A 21,017-nucleotide genomic window follows, 5' to 3' on the forward strand; every position below is an offset into this window, starting at 1 on the left:
ATGGGTGCCGTGTTTCCGCAGGTGACATTCACGCCACCTGGCGGTTCACGGTTCCTTCCGTGAGCAGCGCCCTCATCGTTTCGGGGTCGCCGTCGGCTTGGTGGTACCGGTAGACGAGCGCGAAGTTGTCGCGGTACTGGTCGCCTTCCTTGACCGCGGACTCGTGGTGCAGGGCGTACACGCGGCCCTCATGCCGGGCTGGTGGGGCGCCGAGGAGCGTGGTGTGGGCCGAGTACCAGGCTGCGTCTTCGCCGCCCCAGCCGAGGAACCGTTCGTCCTGCCCGTGGTGCGCCCACCACGTCTTCGGGGTTGTGACGTAGACGCCGGAGCAGGCGCCGGCCACCACGAAGGCGTTGCATGCTTCCAGCGGGCGGCCCGCCTGGTATTGGCGGGTGCCGTCCGCGCGGAGGGACCGGTACTCGGTGTAGGGCAGATGCACCCGGTCGTCCGTCACTGCGGCTTCGATCGCGGCGGTGAGCGGGCCGTGTTCGGGGAGGGTGTCGGCGTCAGCGAGGACCACAACGTCGTACCTGCTGGCTTCGCCGCGGCGGACGCCCTCGTTGCGGCACGCGGCGAGGCAGAACGGTTCGTGCGCGGTGTCGACGTTCAGGAAGTCGGCGTCGGGCAGCAGGTACCGGTAGCGGGCCGTGGTGATGTCGTGGGCGTAGACGCGGTCCGGCTGGGGACGCCACGGGATCGCGACGAGGACGCGGGTCACGGAGAGGCGCCCATGCTGGCCGCGATGATGGTGCACACCATCTGCATTGCTTGCGCGCCGGTGAAGCCGGCGGCAACGTACAACTCGTACACCTCGTGGAGTTGGACGGCCATCGCGGCGAGGTCGGTGACCGGGTCGGCTGGCATCCTGTCGGCCATCACGCCACCTCCGCGGGAATGTTCATGCCCTCACGAGTCCGCATCGCGGTGACCGTCTTCGCGATCGCGGCAGCGGCTTCGAGAGGCCACGTGCCGTTGCGGACGGAGGCGGCGGAGACATCAATGTGGAATCCGGAGACCCGGCCGCGGCCACCCGGCTCGGTCGGGATGCCGCCGCCCTGCTTGTCCCAGTCCACGGTCCAGGTGAGCTCACGGCGGCGAAGCTTCTCGCGGCCGAACTCGCAGCGCTGCAGTTGGAGAGTGACGGTGTGGTCGTCGCCGTGCGGGAGCCGCACGGTCGCTTCCACAGGGTCGCCTTCGTCGGTGAACCAGTAGCGCTTCTGCCCGAACAGCTTCGTGGCGACGTCGAGGTTGATGGAGCCCTGCTGCCAGCGCGGGTCGCTCCTGGACCAGTGGTCCCGTCTCGCCCACAGCTGCCAGGTGAGCCGGTTGTGGTCGATGTCGACGCCGATGACGCGGGATTCGTAACCGGTGGGGTTGAGGCGGCGTTGGAGTCCGCGGCCGAGGGTGTTGGCGCCGAGGTAGAGGGCGCCGATCGGGTGGATGCGGATGTGAGCGGCGATGGGCTCTTCGCTGCCGCTGTTCCCGACCTTGGCCTCGATGGAGGCGCCGGGGATGTTCTTGCCGAGGATGGCCTGCCCGCTGAACGTCCAGGTCGGGTTCGCCGGCCACGGCCCGGGGTGCGGGGCATGCGGGCCGACGGTGGCTTCACCACGGGCCTGTTGCGCCTTCAGCACTTCGGCGTGAACAGGCTGGCTCTTGGTCCACGGGCCGGTGTAGGCGTCGCCGACGCTCCACTCGGCAGGGTCGAGGGCGCCTTGCGGGTTGGGGCGTTCGCCGCAGCGGTCGCACACCACCCAGCGGGCGGTGTGGCCGGGAGTGCTGCCGTCGCCGAAGCCGTCCACGACCGGCTTGTGCCCGAACGTGCGGCAGGTGAGAAGCGGGCGCGGGATGTCGTTGATCCAGAAGCCGCGGTCGAAGAGGCGCCCGCGGGGAGGCGTGTCTTCCTGGGCGCGGTAGTCGACGGTGTGGCCCCTCATCGGCGGCCCGCCTCGTCCACGGTGTTGTGCACGCGCTCGGCGACACGCTTCAGGTCGTCCTCATCCAAACGGGGCACCATGCGGACGCGGACCTCGCCCAGCGACTCGGCGGTGTCGTCCAGGTCGGCCTGTACCTCGACGTCGTCCAGGTTGCGTGGAGCGGCGAAGTTGATGAGGTCCCCAGTCGTCGGCTCGTCGAAGCCCGCCTCTTGGAGTTCGTCGCGGTAGGCGGCGAGGCGCTGCGCGGTCGTAAGGTACTTCACGCCAGGTCCCCTTCCGCGGCGATGGTGACGCGGCGGGCGAACAGGGTGAGGGTCACGTAGACGGTGTCCTCGCCACGTCCGTCGTTGAAGGTCATGTCGTGGACCTTGATCTGATGACCGTCGGGGATCAGCAGCGGGATGCCGTTGATACGGACTTCGTTCGGGATGATGACGCTGCCGCCGGGGGTGTCGTCGGTGGTGTTGCTCTTCTCGACGATCTCGATGAGTGCAGCCGTGGGCTGCTTCGGCTTCTCCTCGTCCGGGGCGATGCCGTTGTCCAGGCTGTTGAGCGGGTAGTCGCTGTCGGGCATGAGGGGTCCTTCTGTTGGAGTGGGTTGGGCCCGGTCTGCGTCCACGCCGCCCCCACTCCAAGGAGGAGGAACGCAGACCGGGGGATCAGGGGACGATCTTCCAAAATGGTTACATTTTCATAACCATTCGTTGCTTGTCGCGCTGTCCAAATAAGTACAAAGGAGTACGTGGGAGTACGTAGGAGTACGTGGGAGACCGTGGAAGGACGGGGAGTAAACGGGATCTACGGGGCTCATCCACGAACACACACGCGCGCTTATCAGCGGTGCATGCCATAGTCCGAATTATGGACGCATGGAACGATCGCATTCGAGTCGGCGAAGCTCACGAACTTCGGGTCACTGAGGCTCTCAGGGCTTCGGGGTGGAACGTCGCTCCCTGGGGCCAGGGCATCTTGCCGCCACGTATCCAGGATGCGCTCAGCCACAGCAATTCCCGTTGGCGCTATTTCCCCGACCTGGTCGCAGCCCGAGATGGCGACGTGGTCACGATCGACGCCAAAGATCGTATGAGGTCCACCCACTCGAACCGGTACGCGGTCAAGCGCGACTGCGTCAGTTTCGGGCTGCAGTTCCTCGCTGCCTTTGAGCTTCCTGTGTTCTACGTCTTCGGGAATCTCAGCGTGCTGACTCCAACAGAGGTGCAAACGTACGGGACAGTCGGGCCACGTTCCCACGGAGGCGCCTACTACCTCGTCCCCGACAGGCTGGGACACCACTTTGACGATGTCTTCGGAGACGTCCATTCACGTGGTCAGGTCGCTTGATCAGTAGCCTGCGCCTACTCGGGTGTGGCCGATGTGTTCGACTCGGGGCGGGTCGCTGCGGGCGCCCCAGTAGGCGCCGCGGGTGCGCGGGTCGCGGAACAGTTCCTGGCCGAAACGGGACTCGGACCAGTCGCCGGACGGCCAGTCGTGATCGTAGGTGCGGGCCGGGATCACCGAGGGGTTGCCGGTGAAGCAGGCGCGGTGCTCGATCCACGTGCGGCCGTTGTCGGTGACCTCGGTGAAGTCTTGGCCTTGCGCTTCGAGGGCTTCGATGAGGCCGCCGTGCTCGACCTCGTTGCCGAACCAGGGCTGGCGGACGAGCGCGACCTGCGTGAGGTACGGGCGGTCGTTGAGGACGCCGGCGAGCTCCTCAAGGTCGACGGGCTGGTTGAAGACGAAGTCGTCCTCGAGGAAGAAGAACGTGGTGGTGCCGTAGAAGGCTGTCCAGTGGCGGGCGAGGGACCACACGGCCTGCATTGCGGCCCAGTAGCCGCGGGCCTTGCCGAGGTGGAGGATTTTGCCGTTGAGGGGGCCGCCGATGAACTCGTCCTCGAGCCACTGCCCGTACGTGGGGTCGCCGGAGTCGTCAACGATGACCATGTCGCCGACGCCCGTCAGGTGCTCGATTGCGGACGGGATCGTTTTGGAGATGCAGTCGGGGCGGCCGTTGGTGAGGCAGATGATCGGAACCGGCATCATGCGTCCCGTGCTGCGGACAGGGCTCGGCGCACGCCCTCGGCGAGGGTGACGCGCGGCTTGTAGACCTCGCGGCAGCGGGCCGGGTCACCGACCCGGTACGCCACCCCGGCGGGCTTGCCGGTGAGGAACTCGAACCGCGGGTCGTAGCCGGCCTCGGCGCAGAACATCGCCGCGAGTTCGGCCATGGACACGCCAACGCCAGTGCAGAGGTTCAGTGGACCGTCCACGTCCGCATCGACTGCGGCCAGGGTTGCGCCCACCACGTCGTCCACGTGTACCCAATCGCGGACCTGGGTGCCGTCGCCCCACACGACGAACGGGTCCTCGCGGCGCATCGCGCGGTCGCGGAACGCCCCGAACGGGAAGTCCGCGGTCTGGTCTTCGCCGTAGCCGGAGAACGGGCGCACCACCGTTATGGCGCCGCCCTGTGCGCGGTAGGCGTTCGCGAGGCGCTCCCCCGTCAGCTTCAGCCAACCGTAGATGGCGTCCGGGGTGCCGACGTTCAGCCGGTCGAAGCGGATGTCGTCCTCTCGCAGATTCCGCGGGAAGGCGTGGTCGTTCTGAAGGTCGACGGGGTACGCGGCGGAGCTGGAGAAGTACACGACCCGCTTCGGGCGGACGTGCGCGGCCCACTCGAACATGGTCGCGTCAAGGCGGAGGTTCCCGGCGCCGACTGTCAGGGCATGGTTGTCGATCGCAGTGCGGTGCGGGTCGACCGCGGCGCAGTGGATGACGAGGTCCCATGCGTTGCGGTCGGTGCGGAAGAAGTCGAACGCGTTCCACTTGCCGACCTCGATGCCGAGGACGCGGTGGCCCTGCTCGACGAGCGCGGCGGTGAAGTGGCGGCCGAGGAACCCGCCCGCTCCGGTGACGACGACGTCCATCATCGGGCGGCCCAGATACCGAACTGGTAGTAGCGGCCTGCGGGGCGGGGGTCGACGGCCATGAACACCTCCACGGTGAACCCGGCGGCGGTGAGCATGTGCTCGACGTCGGTGCGGGCCCAGGACCAGTAGTGCTCAGGGTTGGCGTCGTGGCCCGCGTCGATGGGGGTGGACAGCACCAGCCGGCCGGTCTTCGCTCGGATCTGCTTCAGGACGGTGTCGGGGTCGTCTAGGTGCTCGAGCGTCTCGGAGCAGATGAACAGGTCCACGTCCGGGATCTGCTCGACCGTGGCCTCGATGGGGCCGGTGTAGGCGTAGCCGGGTGCGTAGTCGCCCAGGACGAGACCGTCGGCGCCGGTGCCGAGAGAGCGAGCGATCGCGGCGTCACCGCACGAGAGGTCCGCGACGGTGTGGACGTCCTCGACGCTGGTGAACCAGCGGCAAGCTTCGATGGTGGCGCCGACGCGGAGGCGGTGGTCGTCCCAGCGGGTGTGGTCGTGCGGTGCCGCGTAGATGCGGGCGAGCTCGTCCGGCGTGTAGGCGGGGCGGAGGCGTCGGCGGGTCACGCGGCCTGCTCGATCAGCGCGCGGAGTTTCGCGACGTCGGTGGCGCGCTGGCTCTCATACCAGTGGGCGTACACCTCGCGGTCCTTTTGCGCAGCGGTGTCGCTGTTGACCTCGCGGTACCCGGCGTCGTAGTTGACTTTCCCGGCGAGGGGGTGCATGTGTTCCACGACCACGTCGGGCAGGTAGCGGATGCGGTCGATGGCGTGCCCGAGGTCCCACCACTGGTTGTCCGCCCAGAGGTGCTTCACCAGGGCGGGCACCATGGCGCCGAGTGCCTGGACGATGTCGGACGTCATCGCGATCTGTGTCGGGAGCCGTTCCCCGGCGAGGAGGTCGTTGCCGTACACGAACCCGGTGCCGAGGGTGCGGAGCGCGGCGAGGTAGTGGGCGCTCCACCCGAGGGTCCGCGGGCGGTGGTCGTCGCCCATGAAGCCTAGGGCGAAGTGGTGCGGTGCCCGCTCGATTGCCACGGCGTTGAGGGTGGGGACCATGCGGAGTCGCGGCCCGACCGTTAGTTCGATGCCCCGGTCGCGGCACACGGTCCGGTATTCCGGAAGGGTCGGGTCGTCGTCGTCCGCGGCGACGAGCAGAGCAGCAGCGCCGGTGCTCGTCTCTTCCCACGCGTCGTGGAGCGCGGCGATGTTCTGGGGTCGGCCGCGGGACGGGACGATGATGAGGAGGTCGCGCATCAGGTGACCTCCAGCAGCCCGGACCGGATCACCGGGATCTCGGGGTTGGCGGTGACGCGTACCCAGACTCGGTAGGTGCCGTCCTCCAGCTCAAGCGTTCCGCCAGGGCCGATGAGGAGTTTCGCGGTGGTGCCGTCCCACTCATCTGCGGGTCGCCAGTCGGCTTCGGCTGGTTCTTCGGTGCTGGCGTTGATCACAGCGATCTCCACAGGTGTGGACACCGACCCGCCCGTTACGGGGATGTGGAGGTACTCCTTCGAGACCGAGGGGATCGTCAGCACCACTCCCCCTTCACTTCCAGAGCGTCCCCGTGGCCCAACCTTGCGTGGGTGCCCCAGTACCCCACGTGGATGGCGCCACGGTGGCGGACCACCCGCGGGTGGGAACGCCGACGGTGACGGTGATGTCCTGCCCGGTGCCGGTCGTCACCAGAGGGGCCGGGAACGACGCTGCCGCCCCGATCGAGGCAGGGCGAGCCGTCAGGGCCGTGGCGAGTGCCGGGGCGGGGAGCACCGCAGTTGCGGTGACCGCAGCGGGTTGCACGGTCGTGTGTTCCGCCGCCGACGGGGCCGGGACGGTTGATGCAGCGGAGAGGAGGGCTGGTACTGCCGCCGCGCTGGTGGACAGTGCCGGGGCCGGAACCGCGACAGCAGCAGCAACGACCGTCGGGGACACTCCGCTGCCAGCCGAGTTCCCTGCCGCGGGGAAGGCTGCTTCGGCCTGGACGGCGGCGGGCGTCGCCGATGCGCCCGCGGTCAAGGTGGGTGCTGGCACGACGGCTTGGGCTGCCACGCTGCCCGGCGAAGCGCTGCTCGAAGCGGCCGGCGCGGCGGTCGGGATCAGAGCCGAGGCGGTGAGGACCGTCGGCTCCGCGGTCGTATTGCCGTCAGCTGCCACCGACGGAGTCGGCATGGACGAGGCGACAGTCACCGTCGCGGGGGAAGCGGTCGACGAAGCGGACGCGATCGGTTCCGGAACCGCTGCCGACGTCGTCACCACTGCCGGGGCCACGTCCGCTGAGCCCGTCACCGAGACTGCCGGGGCGGGAACCGTCGCGGCGCCAGCGACAGGAACGGGCAAAGCCGTGCTGCCTGCGGACAGGACCGGGGAGGGCATGGACGACGCCGCGTGCACGGTGCCGGGCGACGTGTTCGAGCCCGCCCCCACGACGGGTGCGGGGACCGTGCCGACCGCGGCGAGGGGCGACGGTGTGGCCGTGGCGTCTCCGCCTGTGGCTTGCGGCGGCTGGACAGCGATGGTGAACACGACCGCGTTGCGGGAGCCGGCCAGCGTCACCGTGAGGGTGCCTGTCGCCCCCGTGGTCGTCTGTGCGCCGGTCGCGAGCGCGGATGTGCTGTCGGTGCCGCCGTTCGACTGGACCTCGACGCGTTTCGTCAGCGTCGCCGGGTTCGAGGCCGTGAACGTGCTCGCTCCGGTGTTGTCTCCGATCCCGACGCCACCGATGATCAGGCATTCGGTGACCTCGGTGGTGACGCCGCTGTCGGTCGGGGCGCTGCTGTCCGGCGTTGCCGTCGCGTGCGCCTTGTGCGTCGGGGTGGTCGTGTCCGCGCCGCTGATCGCGATCATGGACCCGGCGCAGGAGTCGGTGAAGCCGTCCCACGTGTACGAAGCGGGTTCGGTTCCGGCGTTGGCGACGACGTGTTCGTAGACGCCGGCCCAGCCGGTGCCGATGACCGCGCCGATCGTCAGCGCCCACCCGGTAGGGACGGTGCTTGGCGGGGTGGTGGCGGATCCGTTGACGACGAGTGCGTACAGGACGTCGCCGTTCACGAGCCCAGATGGGCGGCCGACTGTGGTGAACGTGGTCGAGTTGGTCGGGCCGATACCCGACGACCGGTAGGCGGGCGCGGCCACCGGAGCCTACTCCCGCAGCTGCAGTTGGATCTCGCCGCCCGCGAGCAGCGAACCCTCACCGGACGCGGTCAGGTACTCGTCGCCGTAGTACGGCGAGTCGAAAGCGAACACCAGGCCGAGCGCCGACACGTCGAAGTCGGTCAGCGCGTCCGCGGCGGCGGTCAGCGGGCCGTAGACGACGTTGCCGAGCCCGGTGGGGTCTTCCCAGTCGGCCGGGCGTTCCGGGTCCGTCACGCTGAACTGGCGGATGAGGATGAAGCCGCCGTCGGTGGGCCAGTTGTTGTCGACGTGGACGGTCGACACCGCGTTGCCGTTGGACGGGTCGTACGTCGCGTTCAGCTCACTCGCGATGATGTCGGAGTTGTGGGAGTAGTACGTGAACGTCAGCGCCATGGGTCGTCTCCCCTCACGGGACCAGGTCGAGCGTGAACACGCCCGCGGCGTTCCACTGGACGGCCAGAGTGCCGTTGGAGGTGCTGTAGTCGGCACCGAAGTCCACCAGGCAGATCACGCTGTTGCTGGCGAGGCCGTCGGCGTACAGCAGTGCGCACCGGGCGCCGGTGATCGTCGACGTGGGCCAGGAGGTGTCGGCCTGGTCGTAGGTGATGACGCCAGACGCGCCCGTCAACGTCGGGGACGCCACTGCGGCGCCGCCCGCGGTGTAGCCCGCGCCGGACACTTCGTTGGTGTCGTACGGGGCCACGCCGTAGGCGGTGTCGGTGGTGAAGTTCGGGGTGATCAAGTTGGTGAACAGCGCCCACTTGTTTCCCGTGGAGCTGAGGTCGACGGCGAGCTGGGTCGCGTCGAACACGTCGATGAACGTCGCGACGAACAGGCCGGATCCGGAGACCGCCATGTCAGCCTGCCTTCCCGACCTTGGGGGCACCGATGGTGACCGAACCGGGCTCGCCGGAGGCGACCATCACGCCGGAGCCGCGGGCCTCCACGCGGGCGGCTCTGAGGTTCTCGGACGCCTTGGTGTACGCGTTCTTGGTCTCTTCGCTGGGGGCGGCGCGGTAGGCGGCGAGGGCTTCGTCGAGGGCGACTTCCAGGGCGCCCATGGCCTCGTGTTGGTCGGCGAGGGTCCGCAGTTGCGCGGCCCGTTCTGACGCGTTCACCGCTCCTCCAACGTGGTTGACACCTGCCGCAGGTGCGGCGCGTTGATCGTGACGTCCTGGCGGTCGCCGGCGCGTTCGGTGACGGTGTTGCCGAGCTCGTCCGTGGTCGCCTTGTAGCGGTCGCCGTTGTCGTCGCGGCCTTCGTGGACGCGGTCGCCGGAGCGGCGCGTGATCGAGCCGATGGACCGCATCTTCTCGAGCCATGCGGGGTCAGCGGCCACAGCAACCTCCGGAACAACGTGTTGGGCGAGGTGGGTGCCTGTCCCGCGGCCACCCCTCAGAGGCCACGGGACAGGCACCGTGCGCGGTGCGGCGGGGGCCTGGCAACCGCGCAAGGGGGCGCACCACAGGGGTGGGTGCGCGGCGCACCGGGGCCGTGTCCGATGAGCAACGAGTACAGCCGGGTGCGCGTTCAGGAGCAGCGGGTCAGGCCGCTGCGGAGGTGTCGGGCTCGCGGTGTTGCGTGAGCGGCATGAAGTGGCGGCGAGAGGTGCGCTTCGCCGAGCCGGAGGTACGGATCGCGTTGTCGTAAGCGATCTTCTCGGCGTGGATGACGTCGCATTGTCGGTACAGAGGCTTGCGGGGCGGGCTCTTGGGGACGGGGGTGAGGTATCCGTTGCGACGCCAGGTGCTGATCGTGGAGGGGGCGACGTCCAACGCTTCGGCGGCTTGCTTGGTGGTCCAGTACTCTTTGCCGTCCGGCCCGACCATGAAACACCCCCGGACATGCGAAAACCCCCGGGGCGTGTTCGCTCCGAGGGCAGACGTGTGCTTCCTGTGGATCAGTTTGGACCGCAGGCGCAGTCAACGCAAATTGGGCCGGTCCGAAAGCGTAGGCAAGGTGTGTGAACTGGCGTAACGTCCCCTCATGGACTCCCGCGAGTCGCCGTACTCACCCTCGGCTTGTACTTCTCGCTGTGCGGGCATGTCCGTAAGCCGAAGCAGGATCGGCTACGGGACGAAGGGTGGGAGACCTACAAGAAGGGATGGGAGATCAGGTTCCGGCTTCATCCAGCGGACGCTGACTTCGTCCGGTCTCTGATCTCCCACGCTGGTTACCGCCCTGGACGCCCGTATCTGAAGCGGGCAAGGCTCATTCAGCCGGTCTACGGGGCGGAGGCGGTTCGAGAGATCACCCTGGCTTCTGGGGATGCTTCTCCCTCAGTCTCCCCGCTTGGGAGTCCGGCTGACCAGTGAGGCGCGGTCCGCCGCTCCCTCAGGACTTCTCTTCCGGGGGCCTTCCCCACCCGTTCCGAAGCCGCTCAGCCATCTTGAGTGAGTCGCGGCCGGAGACGGCGCCGTAGTGGGCGAGGAGCGCGTCCTGCTCCTTGCGTGTCAGGCTCTTGTCGGCGACTACGGCTCGCTCGATCGGGCTGGAGAAGTTGAAGTACTGGTCGGCGAGGTTCCGGTAGGGGACGTTAAGCGCTGCGCTGAGTTCCTTGAAGTAGGAGCCAGGGAAGGCTTTCCCTGTCTCCCAACTCGAGACCATGGCTTGGGATACACCTAAGGTTTGTGCGAGCTCGGTCTGCTTGAGTCCAGCGTCGAGCCGCAGACTGCGGAGGGTGCGCCCGAAGGACTGAGAGTCTTCTTCCATATCAGCAATATTAGCGATGCCCTGATATCCCCTGGGGTTGGTTCGAGGAATCCGATGCTCACGGACCGGCCTCTGGCTACACCACGTTGCGGAGTTCGCCTGTAGCCTTCTCGATCTCGGCGGCGTACTCGCGAGCCAGGGAGTCAACGCGGTTGAGCACCTCACCCAGCGCAGCGCTTCCCTGCAGTCCGGAAGCGAGCGCGGCCTCGCGTGCGACCATGGCGCGGCGGTGGAGTTCCAGGGACGCTCGAACGAGGTTCTCCGTCTCGGTTCGTTCTTCAGCCACGGCGTCTCCTGTTCTTGCGGCGTCGGGTGTAGTCGACGCGTTCGCTTTGAGGGGCTTGGGGTTGCCTGCCGGGTTGCAGAAGGGGCAGCCGCGGCGGTGATGCCGGTAGTCGCCACCGTAGACCAGCGGTGCGGTGCTGGCATGGATACTGCGGGCCGCGCCTTCAAGGGGCACCACAAGCACCTGCGTCATCGGCGCTATCGAGTGGATGGCCTCACGGAACGCCCGGAACGCGTTGTCGCCGATGATGGCCATGCCTGGAGAGATGCCGACCAGCCGCTGGTCGGTGTCAGTCCATCCGATGTCGGTCCAGGCGTGCTGCGCACCCGGTGGTGTACCGACCGGCGCGATCTGGACTCTGCCAGCCGGTTCGGGGTTCTCGGGTGCCCACCGCATCGCGTCGGGGGATACGACGTCGTCGTAGTCGCTCCACCCTTCGAGGGCTGCGTCGATGGCGTTGAGGGTGTCGTCGGGGTTCACCGTCGGCCTCCGGTTCCTTCTCGCGCGCCAGCGAGGCTGTGGCGTTTGGGGTCGTGGCGGCGTTCCCGGTCGGCTTTGCGCTGCTGCGCCTCGTCCTCTTCGACCATGAGGCGGTTCAAGCGGCCTCCGAGGTACTGCTCCCGGCAGTTGAGGCACTCAACGTGGTCGGCGAGGCCCGCGGTGCCGTCGTGGCGGCGGAGGCCGCGTTCGCCGCATTCCCAGCAGGGGGTGATGAGGGGGTGATGCTGGGGCGTGTAGCCGAGCATCTTCAGGGTGCGGTGGTGGAGGTTGAGGAGTTCGACGCCGGCGTGCTCTGCGCCAAGGTCCACGTTGTACAAGACCCATCCCCCGGACCGGACCCAGCCGCTCACGTCTTCCGGGAGGTGCTCAATGTGGGCGAGGTCCATGGTGCGGGCCATGGTCTCCGGGTCGAGGGTGAGGAGGACGTCGACGTGCGCCGCGAGCATGCCGCAGGCGACGGGGATAGCGGCGGCCCGGTTGGCAGCGGTCAGGTCGGTGAGGCGAGCGACGTCGCGGACACGTTCGTCCCAGGACAGGACGATCTCCTCGACGGTGCGAAGCAGCGCGTCGACGGCGGTGTTGATGGGGATGGGGGCGGTGCGTCCTCCGCCGGACACGCGGGGTCCGTCGCTGCGGCGGCGCTCACCGATCCGGGCCGCGAGTTCGGCGTAGCGGGCCGGGAGGTCGGTGAGGACGTCAGCGATGCGGTCCCGGTCGACGTCGCAGAACGTGCGGTACGTCTGGGCGGGGATGGTGATGCGTTCGCCGTCCTCGATGGTGGTGGTGCGGGCGGCGCAGTGGATGCCGCGGGCGCAGTCGTGCATCTCGTCGGACATATGGTTCCCCCCTTGATTGCTGGGCTCGGGGCCCAGGTTTCAGCCCTTCACCTCGGCGCGCTTGATGCTCGAGCGCCACGTCGCCACGACCTTCACGACCGTGTGGCCGGGAATCTCGGCACGCATCGCTTCCTGGACGAGCGCGGCGAGCTCGTCGAGGGTCATGCCGTGCTTGGTGTCGGCGGCTTCGGCCTTCACGGTTTTCTCGGTGGTCACGGCGTCGCCTCCGGCTGGTCGAGGGATGCGCGCCACGCGTCGAGGACCTCGGCAGGCGTTGGGATATCGAAGTTGTTGACGCCGCGCCCGTCGAACGCGGCGAGCGCTTCACGAGACCGCTGCACGGTGGCCTCGGCCTTCTCGGCGCGCTCAGTAAGGTGCCGCTCCATCTCGCCGTACGTCCGCTCCCCGTCCTCACAGCACGACGCGCGGGCACGGGCGAGCGCGGCCTCGACGACGGGCAGCGCCGCGTCGGCAAGCTGCGACCACGAGATGTGGGCAACCGCCCCTGCTGCGGCCGCGCCGGTCGAGGTCTGGATCATCATGTCGCGCATGGCGTCGGCGAGCTGGTCGCGGACGTTGCCCTGGAGGCCGCAGGTGCAGGTGTCGTCGCACACGGTCGCCCGGTCGGCGTGCCACCGCCGAATGAGGTCAGCAACCTGCTCGCGGAGCGTGGGCGCCATCTCAGGTGCAGGCTCGCCGTAGGTCCCGGCGTCGACCGCCTCGCGGGTCAGGTCCCGCAGCAGGCTCCGGCGGGGTGGCTGGCACAGCGCCTCCGCGTCCTCGGCCGTGGCCGGGCGCGGGTCGGTCCACTGCCCGCCGTTCGCGTCCTGATGGACGGGCCCGTCATGACCAGCGCGCAGGACGCACGGCCCGATGCACGGCAAGGGTTGGCCGGGCCACACGCGCTTGGAAGCACCGCACCAGGTGCCGGGCTCAGCTGCCTCGGGCTCGGGCTGTGCGTGGTATTCGATGAGTGCCTCACGAACGGGCCTGCCGGTTTGCAATGCCTCCCGCATGGCGTCGCGTTCGTCGGTCACGCCGTCACCTCGCCCCGGTAGTCGCCGCCGACCGTGAACCCGGCCCACGCCGCGCCCTCGCGCTTGGCGTGCTCGTCGGCGCGGCCCTCGTCGCCCACGTACGCGCCGAGCAAGCCCCGGACCGGGCAGACGACGAGTTGGATTTCGGGTTCGTCGGGGATGCTGTTGAGGTCGTAGGCGGAGGCGTGGTTGATCTCGAACTGGTCGCCGACGGCGGCGAGGATCCGGAGGCGGACCTCATCCGGGGTCAGGTCGGTGGTGCGGACCGTGAGGCTCACGGTGATGTGGCGGGGCTCGGTCACGGGGTCTCCTCGTTGCCGAGCACGGGCAATTCGACCAGGTGCCACACCAAGCCGTCCGGAGTGCGGGGCGCGGTGCCTCTCCACTGCGCGCCGGGCGGCAACGGGTGGCCGGTGCCGACCACCTGGAACGTGTACGGCTGGTCGGGGTACTCGTCGGAGTGCACGGCCCAGAACTCCACCTCGTCGTTCGTGGCGGCGACGTGCAGCGGCCCGTACCCGGCGTGGGCGAGGGTGAGGTGGATGGTATGGGGCGCGTCGTCGACCGGGACGACGTACCGGTAGATGCGCTCGGTCACGGGGTGTCTCCTTCGAGGCGGTCGGCGAGGTGCCGGTACGCGGCAATCGCGATGGTGCGGGGGTCGTCGATGACGGCGGGGGCGCTGCTCGCCTGGTGGCAGGTGTCCCAGATGGCAGCGGCGAGCGGGTCGTCGTTCTCACCGCCGCTGTCGGTGATGGCCTGCGCCGCGTCCCGGAACTCGGTGGCGAGGCGAGCGCGGACCCGCTTCTCGACCACGGCCTCGATCGCGAGAATCTCGGGTTCCATGACCCACTTCACTGCCTCCCGGAGACCGTGGTCGATCAGCGGGGTGAGCATCGCGGCGGCGAGCCGGTCATGCCGTGCGGGCACATCGGCCGAGGCCGGATGGGGCGTGGGCTCGGTCATTCGCTCTCCTCTGGTGGGCTGCAGAACATCGCGTCGCCACGGCGGATGGCGTCCGCGATCTCGCCAGGTGTGGGGGTGGGGGCGATGTGCCGGGCGGCGGCTTCCATCCCGCGCCGGAACGACGCACGCGGCCCGGTCGGGACGTCGGCGTAGGCGGCGGCACGGTCGTGGATCTCGCGGGCGGCCTGCTCACGCACCATGCGCTCGTGGGCGGCCAGCACGGCGACAACGACGGGCCGCAGCTCCTCGCGGTGGGATGCCATCGACGGGTGCGCCGCGAAGTCGCAGTACTCCTCGATCTGCTCGGCGCTGGCTCCGGGTGACCACCGGGCGAGTTCGGCACGCCACGCCACGTCGAGCAGTTCGTCCGGCACGTCCTGCGGCCGGGGCGCGGGCGGCTCGGGCATGGGTGCCTCCGTTGGGTCGGGATCGCACTGTCGTGGGCACGCGCAGGCGTGCCAGACCCACGACGAGCATTCGGTGCCGTCGGCCAGGCGCGGCGTTGCGCGGGCCGGCGCGGGCGCGGGCGCGGTCACTGAGCCTCCCCGCGCGAGGTGTCGGCACAGAGGACGCAGGTGTGCGCCACGCCGGGCTGCCAGTTCTCATGGTGGCCGCGCCCAAGGTCATGCGGGTGGGTGCAGCATGCGCAGTGGTCCGAGCGCTCCGGTCGCTGTCCGGCCCGGTGGTACTCCGTCTGCCAGCGGATCTCACCGCAGGTATCGCAGCGGCCGTACAGGGGTTCGCTGGCGGGGTAGACGGTGATGCCGTCGGGTTCGCTGCGCCGCTCGACGGCGACCACCACTTCATGCCCGCATGCCTCCGCGATCCGCTCAGCCCAATCGAGGGTGAGGCGGGCCCGGCCAGTGAGCATGGCGCACAGGTGCTTGGTGGTGATCCCGAGGTCGTCGGCGATGGTGACCTGGTGTCGCCCTGCGGCGGGGATCGCGGCGCGCAGCGCACTACGTAGCAGGTCCTCGGACCGACTGCCGGGCGTGGGCTCAGGCACGGGGCTCCTCCTCGGCCTCGCGGGGCATCACGTGCGCGTCGAGGCGGCCGGCGCGGACGCCTGCCGCTCGAGGTCCGTCAGGGGACGCACGGGGCTATCGGCGTGGCCGCAGGTGCAGTCGGGGGTGGTGCAGGCGAGGTGGTCCCTCTCACGGCACTTCGGGCAGATCACCAGCGCTCCTTCGTTGTCAGCCAGGTGGTGAGGGTGTCGCGGAGCCGCTCGACCTGGGCGCGGTCGAGGACGAGTTGGGCGAGGCCCGGGGTGGTGTCCCCGTAGGTGGCGGGGTCCTCTTCGGCGGTGAGGCGGAGGTACTCCACGGGCGGGCCGTCGAGGGTGGGGGTGCCGCGGACCGAGGGGTGACAGTGGTTCGGGATCGCCGCGATGCCGAGAGACCCGCCGCGGCGGTCCTTCTCGGAAGGGTTGACGTGGGAGCCCTGGTAAATCAGCGGCGGCTGGTTCCCGCAGTCGCAGGGCTCGTCCGTGCGCCGGAAGTAGACGGGCTCGCCGAAACCGACGGCCATGGCGGCGCCCTCTGCCCAGCCTTGGCCGGGCGGCATCTCCTCATAGACGGCGCAGCGTTCACTGTGGCCGTCGTCGTCGATGGCCAGCCATGTTGCGTAGATCGACATGTCAGGCTGCCTCCTTTGCAGGCTTGGGCTCGTTCCGCCGTCTGGAGTACCGGTCTCGTTCGCAGGCGCGGCAGACTCGGCTTCTGGCGAGCTTGCCGCGCACGATGCGCTGCTGCGTGCGGGTGTTTTCCGGGGTCCACTCGTGTCCGCTCGAGCAGTGCGTAGCGCGGTCGCGCCCGTACGCGCGACACGACGGTCGGCCCGATTGGTGCGTCGGGGGGTCTCCCCTTGGAACCAGTTCGCCAAGACCTGTTTCCGGGCGACGGTGATGCGTGCCTTGAACGCGACGTAGGAAATTCCAAGTGCTTCGGCCGCAGCCTGGTAGGTGTCGTGGACGGCCAGCGCCACGAGCGCGTCACGGTAGATGGGTGAGAGCGTGTCGACGACTTGGCGTGCGGCCAGGGTCTCCACGACCTTCGCCTCGGGCGAAGGGACGATCTTGTGGTCTTCCCAGAACTGCAGAAATCGCGGTCGTAGCGTGTCGTCGCCCGGGAGTCCGTCATCGGGGTAGCCGGCGTGCCGGAGACTCCAGCGGACGTCGAGGGCGATCGCCTGCCAGCCGACGCGGATCAGGTGGCCGCGGTCGGGTGGTTCCTCGCTGGCGTAAAGGCATTCGACGATGGCGGAATAGGCGATGCCGTGCCGGTATTCGATGTCGCCGACGAGGAGACGGTCGGCGACCACCGCGGCGCGGGTCATTTTCTCCAGGTCGGTCAGCGTGTAGCCGTGCCTTACCTCGCCGGTGGGCGGCGCCATTCAGACCACCTCCCCGAACAGGTCGAGCTGCCCGTCGTCCCGCGCGTCGTCGGGGTGGTGCTGGAGGGCTTCGCGTTCGACCCGGTTTCGTTTCCGAAGTTCTGCGGTGTACTTGGCGTCGTCGCCCTCGATCGGCTGGAACGCCCCGTCGGGAATCCCTGCCGCCATGAGCGCGGGTGTGGCGCCGATGAGGGCGTTGCCGTGCTTGATGCGGTGGCCGAGGAACGGGTTCGGCTTCCCGTCCATCGCGGCCTCGGCTGCCAGGGCGAGGCGGGTGATGTCGACGGCGGCCGGGTTCAAGTCCACGCCGTACATCTGGTCGGCGGCGACGTCGCGGCGGGCCTGCTCCACCACGGACCGGGCCGGGTCTCCCCCGTCGGCACGGTTGGCGGCGAGGTGGTCGGCGACGCGGCGGGCGGCGCGGATCAGGAACACTCCGGCGCCGCACGAAGGGTCGCAGATCGTCAGTTCCCGGAGCGCCTCCTCCGGGTCGGGGGCCTGCTCCGCTGTGTCGATGAGCGGGTCGAGGGTGCTGTCGAGGAGGCAGTCGACGAGCGACAGGGGCGTGTAGTACGACCCGGACGTTTTCCGCTGCTCCTTGCCGCTCACACCTGCCTCCCGCTGGTCACGGTGATCTGGATCGCGGACCGGCACAGGCGGTGCAGGACGCACCAGTGGTGCCCGAGGAATGTGATCCCGCCGGGCTGCAGCGCCAGGATCGCGACGATCCGGAGGAGCGCCGCGAACGCCTGTTTCCCGTTCTCTTCACCGGCGTAGAGGAGGACGTCGGCGCCTTGCGCGAGCTCCCACACGGCTTCGTCGAGGAGGGTTTTGCGTTCGGGGAACGGGAGGTGCAGCATCTGCTCGACCTCACCGTCGACCTCGTTCTGGAGTCGTTCGGCGAGTTGCTCAACGCGGGCGCGGCTCGGGGCGTCTTCCGACGAGTACAGGTCCTGCCACGCTTGCCGGTCACCGAGGACTGTCATGAGTCCGGCGGTCACAGGAGTTCTCCGACGGTGGGGACGGTGACGGACTTACGCCACGGCTGCGGGTTGTCCGCGGGGGCGTAGCCGACACGGCCCGGCAGCCCGTTCGCGTGCGCGAGGAGGACCGCGCCGTGGCACACGTCCGGCTCCCCCTCGGCCGGGAGCGGGCACCAGCACAGGAGGTCCCGGCCGGCGAGGTTCGCGCGGATCTCGGCGTCGGACGGGTAGTCGATGAGGTACCAGGACGCGCGGGGGCCTTGACGGTCCCGGAGGTACTGCGCGAACCGGCGGACGACTTCCTCGCGGCTGAGGGCGTCGGGGCCTTCACCGATCCGCCACGGGTTGCCCCAGCGGGACGGGCGCGTCACGATCACCGCACCGGGCGGCTTACGCCAACCCTTGGTGCGCTTCCTCTGGAGTCGGCGGGGGCTCACTGCTCGACATCCTTTTCGAGGACGTCAGCAACGGTGTAGCCGTTCACCCGCATGCGCGGCGCGTGCACCTTGGCGAACCGCAGGGCCGTTTCAAGGTCGAAGCGGTGCATCGCCTTCCACTCGTCGGAGCGGTTCGACGGCGACGGCTCGTAGCTCCACTGGCCGCTCCGGCTGAGGCACTGCTGGAACCTGCAGACGGCCCACAGGCCGCCGCCGCGCCACTCCACCGTGATGGTGAAGTGCGGGGCGTTGATGTTGTCAGGCGGGAGGCATGAAACCTCGTAGCGGGTGACGCGGACGGTCGGCTCGCTCAATGTGTCTCCTTGAGGGCGTCGGAGCTTATGGGCGGCTGGTGCGCCCGTCGCGCGTGCTCTGTGGTTAGAAGTCGTGTGACCTCGCCGTGTCACGCACATGGCACCAGCAGGTGCCCCGCAGAGTTCGCACGGCGATCTACGCATGTCAGCCCACCACTGAAAGGCCCTCGTCGAGGGATGGTGTTCGTCGGGGAAGTGCCAACCGGACCATGTCGGCGGGAACCACGAACGGACGTGAGGTGCGCTCACCGGCCCTCTCCCTCAAGGGGATCGGAGATGAGCCGGTAGCCGGTCCGACGCCGCTCGCCGTGCTTCGTGGTCCCGGACGCGTGCAGTTCGCTGACCGCGAGACGACGCGGGCGGACCTCGCGTCCCTCGGGCGTGATCGTGGCCACCTGGACCTTGCCGAAGCCGTACAGGCCCGGAGTGCCGATCGGCTTGCTGAGGACGCGGATCCAGGTGTAGGTCTCCATGCCGTCCACGACGAACGTCGGCTGGCACGGCTCGTAGACCTGCCCGACGCGGATGATGTGCGGGCTGTTGGGCGTGGTCGGCTCGGTCATCGGGTCTCTCCTCGGGCGACGCGGGCGGCGGCGCGGAGCGTGGACACGTGCGCAGCGGTGGCGGGGTGAGGGGCGCTGTTCTCCTCGACCGCGTCAGCGTCCGCCTCCAACTCGGCGCGACCTGCTCGCGCACCATCCGCTCGTGGAGCGGCAGCACCGCACGCAGCGCCCGCTCCATCGCGGCGTGGTCGCCACCGTCGACCTCGATCAGGTCGTACAGGTCCTTGAGCGTCTTCCCGGTCGATGCAGACAGCGCTGCAAGCAGCAGTTCGTCGGGCAGGTTCTCGGAGGGCATGCGTTGTCTCCTTCGATGCCTCAGGCGGCGGTGGCGTAGTCGGGGCCGCGGTCCTGGCGGGTGTGGATGACGGCTCGCAGTCGGGCCCCGATCCACGCGCCGACCTGCGGGGACACGGCGTTGCCGAAACCGTCGACCTGGTTGCGGGCAGAGCCCCAAACGACGAACGTGCCGCTGTAGCCGGGGAAGTCGACGTCGAAGCCGCAACCGCGGCCGATCTCGTGCTTGGCCATCATGCGGAAGTAGCAGTCCTCCAGCGGAAGGTCCTCGAGTCGGGCACTCCACTGGGCCATGAGCTGCGCTTCATAGGTGCTGTGGTCGACCGTCCCGGCTGCGGTCAAGAGCCCCGGGACCTGATCCGAGGTGAACGTCGGCATCGCTTCGTTGTGCACCGCAGGGAGGGTGTGTTTGCGATACGGGATGACCCCGGCGGACACCACGGCGAGCGTCTCCGACCCCACCTGAGTGGGCAGCGGAGTCCCGACACCGCGCGGGCCTCCCTGATAGTTGTCCACCGCCAGCAAGAGCGCCTTCTCGTGGGTGCTCGTCGCCGTGTCCATCGGCAGGGCGATGTTCTTCCCGTCCCCGTTGTGGCGGTGCGCAGCGAACACCGCGCTGTCGACAGGAGCGTGGTTTCCTGCTGGCTGGTCTGTGTCGCGAGCGGCTGCCACAGGTGCCGTTCCGATCCGTGCACGGCCTTCGCCGGCATCAGCACTGCGGGGAACTCGGCGAACCGCCGACGGCACCGCTCCGCCCGCGCCATCGTCCCTGGCTTGAGCGGCTTCTCCCGGTCGCCGATGCGCGTCCCGAGGTCGGTGAGGTCGAGCGCGGCCAGCGACGGCGTCATCGGCGGAACGACGGGGCGACGGCAGGACGGGCATCGGTATTCGTACTGCTTGCCGTACCGCACCGATCCGGTCGGCGGGATCCCGGTGCGCCAGGTCCACACCGCCTCGACCTCCTTGTCGCAGCGGGTGCACCGCGACGTCGGCCTGTGGTCAAGGTCGGGGGTGGGGAGGGACTTGTCCCAGAACGCGATGTACAGCCGGTCTCTCGACTGGGGGACGCCGAAGAACATCGAGTTGAGGTACAGGACCTGGTGCTGGTAGTTGAGCAGATCGAACTGTTTGAGCCACCACCGGTAGGTGGAACCGTCACCGACCTTGGGGCGGCCGGGGATCGACGGCCCCCACGAGGTGAGTTCGGTCGTGCACTCGATCAGGATCAGGCGGGGGTGGTGCTGAGCGGCGTAGTGCAGGACACAGGATGCGGTCGCCCGATCCCGCTCGGACCGGGTCACTCGCTCCTCGAAGTCGGGGTCATCGAGTTCGAACAGCGTCAGGCCCTGCTCGTATGCCTTGATCGTGTTGGCCTGCGAGTGATTGACGCATGAGATTCCGGCGACGAGGAGGTCGGCCGCGGGGAGATCTCGGGCGGAGTGATAGTCCGCCGCCTCCGGGTCGACCAGGTCGGCGATCCAGTGTTCGGCGTTGGGGTGGTTCGCCTCGTGGACTTCCACCTTGTAGGTGTTGTGGTTCGCGGCCATGATCGTGGTGAACCCGGCGATCTCGATACCGCGAGTCAAGCCACCGAACCCACTGAAGAGGTCCACGGCGATGAGGTCGTCGTGGCGGAAGCGGCGGCGCCTGATGGCCGGCCGGTGCGTGGCGGTGCGGTTCTTCTTCTGGCGCGTGGTGGCCATCAG

At 68.9% G+C, this 21,017-nt stretch carries 34 protein-coding genes; 1 reads left to right on the plus strand and 33 read right to left on the minus strand.

The window, feature by feature from the left end; all coding sequences use genetic code 11:
* Positions 1–28 precede the first annotated feature (28 nt).
* From BJF79_RS43515 to BJF79_RS43560, 10 genes are all read right to left on the minus strand, one after another.
* Positions 29–718, minus strand: coding sequence for a hypothetical protein (locus BJF79_RS43515; RefSeq protein WP_075906309.1), 690 nt, complete (start codon positions 716–718; stop codon positions 29–31).
* Positions 715–876 (minus strand): hypothetical protein, encoded by a 162-nt coding sequence (locus BJF79_RS56660; protein WP_158079470.1) that lies wholly within the window; start codon positions 874–876, stop codon positions 715–717. Before BJF79_RS56660 ends, BJF79_RS43515 begins: the two co-directional genes overlap by 4 nt.
* On the minus strand, positions 876–1,937 hold the full coding sequence (locus BJF79_RS43520) for a hypothetical protein (RefSeq protein WP_075906311.1): 1,062 nt from the start codon (positions 1,935–1,937) through the stop codon (positions 876–878). The genes BJF79_RS56660 and BJF79_RS43520 overlap by 1 nt, the downstream gene beginning before the upstream one ends.
* A complete protein-coding gene (locus BJF79_RS43525; protein WP_075906313.1) occupies positions 1,934–2,200 on the minus strand; it encodes a hypothetical protein in 267 nt (88 codons plus the stop codon). The genes BJF79_RS43520 and BJF79_RS43525 overlap by 4 nt, the downstream gene beginning before the upstream one ends.
* Positions 2,197–2,511, minus strand: coding sequence for a hypothetical protein (locus BJF79_RS43530; protein ID WP_075906315.1), 315 nt, complete (start codon positions 2,509–2,511; stop codon positions 2,197–2,199). The genes BJF79_RS43525 and BJF79_RS43530 overlap by 4 nt, the downstream gene beginning before the upstream one ends.
* A gap of 767 nt (positions 2,512–3,278) precedes the next feature.
* Positions 3,279–3,977: a glycosyltransferase gene (locus tag BJF79_RS43540; RefSeq protein WP_143220899.1), complete on the minus strand. Its 699-nt coding sequence runs from the start codon at positions 3,975–3,977 to the stop codon at positions 3,279–3,281.
* The gene (locus BJF79_RS43545; RefSeq protein WP_075906319.1) at positions 3,974–4,864 is read right to left on the minus strand and encodes an NAD-dependent epimerase/dehydratase family protein; all 891 of its coding nucleotides are present in this window, start codon (positions 4,862–4,864) and stop codon (positions 3,974–3,976) included. Before BJF79_RS43545 ends, BJF79_RS43540 begins: the two co-directional genes overlap by 4 nt.
* The gene (locus BJF79_RS43550; protein ID WP_075906321.1) at positions 4,861–5,427 is read right to left on the minus strand and encodes a hypothetical protein; all 567 of its coding nucleotides are present in this window, start codon (positions 5,425–5,427) and stop codon (positions 4,861–4,863) included. Before BJF79_RS43550 ends, BJF79_RS43545 begins: the two co-directional genes overlap by 4 nt.
* Complete coding sequence (locus tag BJF79_RS43555; RefSeq protein ID WP_075906323.1) at positions 5,424–6,116, minus strand: hypothetical protein; 693 nt, start codon at positions 6,114–6,116, stop codon at positions 5,424–5,426. Before BJF79_RS43555 ends, BJF79_RS43550 begins: the two co-directional genes overlap by 4 nt.
* Positions 6,116–6,397, minus strand: a complete 282-nt coding sequence (locus tag BJF79_RS43560; RefSeq protein ID WP_262403454.1) for a hypothetical protein — start codon at positions 6,395–6,397, stop codon at positions 6,116–6,118. The genes BJF79_RS43555 and BJF79_RS43560 overlap by 1 nt, the downstream gene beginning before the upstream one ends.
* Positions 6,398–6,735: 338 nt before the next feature.
* On the opposite strand from BJF79_RS43560, the gene BJF79_RS43565 reads away from it, so the two are divergent.
* The gene (locus BJF79_RS43565; protein ID WP_143220900.1) at positions 6,736–7,785 is read left to right on the plus strand and encodes a hypothetical protein; all 1,050 of its coding nucleotides are present in this window, start codon (positions 6,736–6,738) and stop codon (positions 7,783–7,785) included.
* 212 nt (positions 7,786–7,997) lie between these two features.
* On the opposite strand, the gene BJF79_RS43570 is transcribed toward BJF79_RS43565, so the two are convergent.
* The 23 genes from BJF79_RS43570 to BJF79_RS43670 form a co-directional block, all read right to left on the minus strand.
* Positions 7,998–8,384 (minus strand): hypothetical protein, encoded by a 387-nt coding sequence (locus BJF79_RS43570; protein WP_075906329.1) that lies wholly within the window; start codon positions 8,382–8,384, stop codon positions 7,998–8,000.
* A gap of 13 nt (positions 8,385–8,397) precedes the next feature.
* On the minus strand, positions 8,398–8,847 hold the full coding sequence (locus BJF79_RS43575) for a hypothetical protein (RefSeq protein ID WP_083734677.1): 450 nt from the start codon (positions 8,845–8,847) through the stop codon (positions 8,398–8,400).
* A gap of 1 nt (position 8,848) precedes the next feature.
* Positions 8,849–9,109, minus strand: coding sequence for a hypothetical protein (locus tag BJF79_RS43580; protein ID WP_075906331.1), 261 nt, complete (start codon positions 9,107–9,109; stop codon positions 8,849–8,851).
* Positions 9,106–9,330: a hypothetical protein gene (locus BJF79_RS43585; protein WP_075906333.1), complete on the minus strand. Its 225-nt coding sequence runs from the start codon at positions 9,328–9,330 to the stop codon at positions 9,106–9,108. Before BJF79_RS43585 ends, BJF79_RS43580 begins: the two co-directional genes overlap by 4 nt.
* Before the next feature lie 205 nt (positions 9,331–9,535).
* A complete protein-coding gene (locus BJF79_RS43590; protein ID WP_075906335.1) occupies positions 9,536–9,820 on the minus strand; it encodes a helix-turn-helix domain-containing protein in 285 nt (94 codons plus the stop codon).
* Between the two features lie 505 nt (positions 9,821–10,325).
* A complete protein-coding gene (locus BJF79_RS54730; RefSeq protein ID WP_075906337.1) occupies positions 10,326–10,703 on the minus strand; it encodes a helix-turn-helix domain-containing protein in 378 nt (125 codons plus the stop codon).
* Between the two features lie 76 nt (positions 10,704–10,779).
* Complete coding sequence (locus tag BJF79_RS54735; RefSeq protein ID WP_075906339.1) at positions 10,780–11,469, minus strand: hypothetical protein; 690 nt, start codon at positions 11,467–11,469, stop codon at positions 10,780–10,782.
* Positions 11,466–12,326, minus strand: a complete 861-nt coding sequence (locus BJF79_RS43605) for a hypothetical protein (protein ID WP_075906341.1) — start codon at positions 12,324–12,326, stop codon at positions 11,466–11,468. Before BJF79_RS43605 ends, BJF79_RS54735 begins: the two co-directional genes overlap by 4 nt.
* A 39-nt stretch (positions 12,327–12,365) precedes the next feature.
* A complete protein-coding gene (locus BJF79_RS56665) occupies positions 12,366–12,542 on the minus strand; it encodes a hypothetical protein (protein WP_158079471.1) in 177 nt (58 codons plus the stop codon).
* Positions 12,539–13,363 carry a hypothetical protein gene (locus BJF79_RS43610; protein WP_075906343.1) on the minus strand — a complete coding sequence of 275 codons (825 nt, stop codon included), beginning with the start codon at positions 13,361–13,363 and terminating at the stop codon, positions 12,539–12,541. Before BJF79_RS43610 ends, BJF79_RS56665 begins: the two co-directional genes overlap by 4 nt.
* Positions 13,360–13,665: a hypothetical protein gene (locus BJF79_RS43615; RefSeq protein ID WP_075906345.1), complete on the minus strand. Its 306-nt coding sequence runs from the start codon at positions 13,663–13,665 to the stop codon at positions 13,360–13,362. Before BJF79_RS43615 ends, BJF79_RS43610 begins: the two co-directional genes overlap by 4 nt.
* The gene (locus BJF79_RS43620) at positions 13,662–13,961 is read right to left on the minus strand and encodes a hypothetical protein (protein WP_075906347.1); all 300 of its coding nucleotides are present in this window, start codon (positions 13,959–13,961) and stop codon (positions 13,662–13,664) included. The genes BJF79_RS43615 and BJF79_RS43620 overlap by 4 nt, the downstream gene beginning before the upstream one ends.
* The gene (locus BJF79_RS43625) at positions 13,958–14,329 is read right to left on the minus strand and encodes a hypothetical protein (RefSeq protein ID WP_075906349.1); all 372 of its coding nucleotides are present in this window, start codon (positions 14,327–14,329) and stop codon (positions 13,958–13,960) included. The genes BJF79_RS43620 and BJF79_RS43625 overlap by 4 nt, the downstream gene beginning before the upstream one ends.
* Positions 14,326–14,736: a hypothetical protein gene (locus tag BJF79_RS43630; protein ID WP_075906351.1), complete on the minus strand. Its 411-nt coding sequence runs from the start codon at positions 14,734–14,736 to the stop codon at positions 14,326–14,328. Before BJF79_RS43630 ends, BJF79_RS43625 begins: the two co-directional genes overlap by 4 nt.
* 125 nt (positions 14,737–14,861) lie before the next feature.
* Positions 14,862–15,335, minus strand: a complete 474-nt coding sequence (locus tag BJF79_RS43635; protein WP_075906353.1) for a helix-turn-helix domain-containing protein — start codon at positions 15,333–15,335, stop codon at positions 14,862–14,864.
* A gap of 167 nt (positions 15,336–15,502) precedes the next feature.
* Positions 15,503–16,720, minus strand: a complete 1,218-nt coding sequence (locus BJF79_RS43640; protein WP_075906355.1) for an RNA polymerase sigma factor — start codon at positions 16,718–16,720, stop codon at positions 15,503–15,505.
* A complete protein-coding gene (locus tag BJF79_RS43645; RefSeq protein WP_075906357.1) occupies positions 16,721–17,329 on the minus strand; it encodes an N-6 DNA methylase in 609 nt (202 codons plus the stop codon). It lies immediately after the preceding gene.
* Positions 17,326–17,721, minus strand: a complete 396-nt coding sequence (locus BJF79_RS43650; protein ID WP_075906359.1) for a hypothetical protein — start codon at positions 17,719–17,721, stop codon at positions 17,326–17,328. The genes BJF79_RS43645 and BJF79_RS43650 overlap by 4 nt, the downstream gene beginning before the upstream one ends.
* A complete protein-coding gene (locus BJF79_RS43655) occupies positions 17,718–18,140 on the minus strand; it encodes a DUF4326 domain-containing protein (protein WP_075906361.1) in 423 nt (140 codons plus the stop codon). The genes BJF79_RS43650 and BJF79_RS43655 overlap by 4 nt, the downstream gene beginning before the upstream one ends.
* Positions 18,137–18,454 (minus strand): hypothetical protein, encoded by a 318-nt coding sequence (locus BJF79_RS43660; protein ID WP_075906363.1) that lies wholly within the window; start codon positions 18,452–18,454, stop codon positions 18,137–18,139. The genes BJF79_RS43655 and BJF79_RS43660 overlap by 4 nt, the downstream gene beginning before the upstream one ends.
* 245 nt (positions 18,455–18,699) lie before the next feature.
* Positions 18,700–19,017 carry a hypothetical protein gene (locus tag BJF79_RS43665; protein WP_075906365.1) on the minus strand — a complete coding sequence of 106 codons (318 nt, stop codon included), beginning with the start codon at positions 19,015–19,017 and terminating at the stop codon, positions 18,700–18,702.
* Positions 19,018–19,332: 315 nt separating this feature from the next.
* Positions 19,333–19,653: a hypothetical protein gene (locus tag BJF79_RS64400; protein WP_262403455.1), complete on the minus strand. Its 321-nt coding sequence runs from the start codon at positions 19,651–19,653 to the stop codon at positions 19,333–19,335.
* On the minus strand, positions 19,650–21,014 hold the full coding sequence (locus BJF79_RS43670; protein WP_262403456.1) for a DNA cytosine methyltransferase: 1,365 nt from the start codon (positions 21,012–21,014) through the stop codon (positions 19,650–19,652). Before BJF79_RS43670 ends, BJF79_RS64400 begins: the two co-directional genes overlap by 4 nt.
* Positions 21,015–21,017: the final 3 nt, after the last annotated feature.

The sequence above is a fragment of the Actinomadura sp. CNU-125 genome (assembly GCF_001942465.1).
Classification (GTDB): Bacteria; Actinomycetota; Actinomycetes; order Streptosporangiales; family Streptosporangiaceae; genus Spirillospora.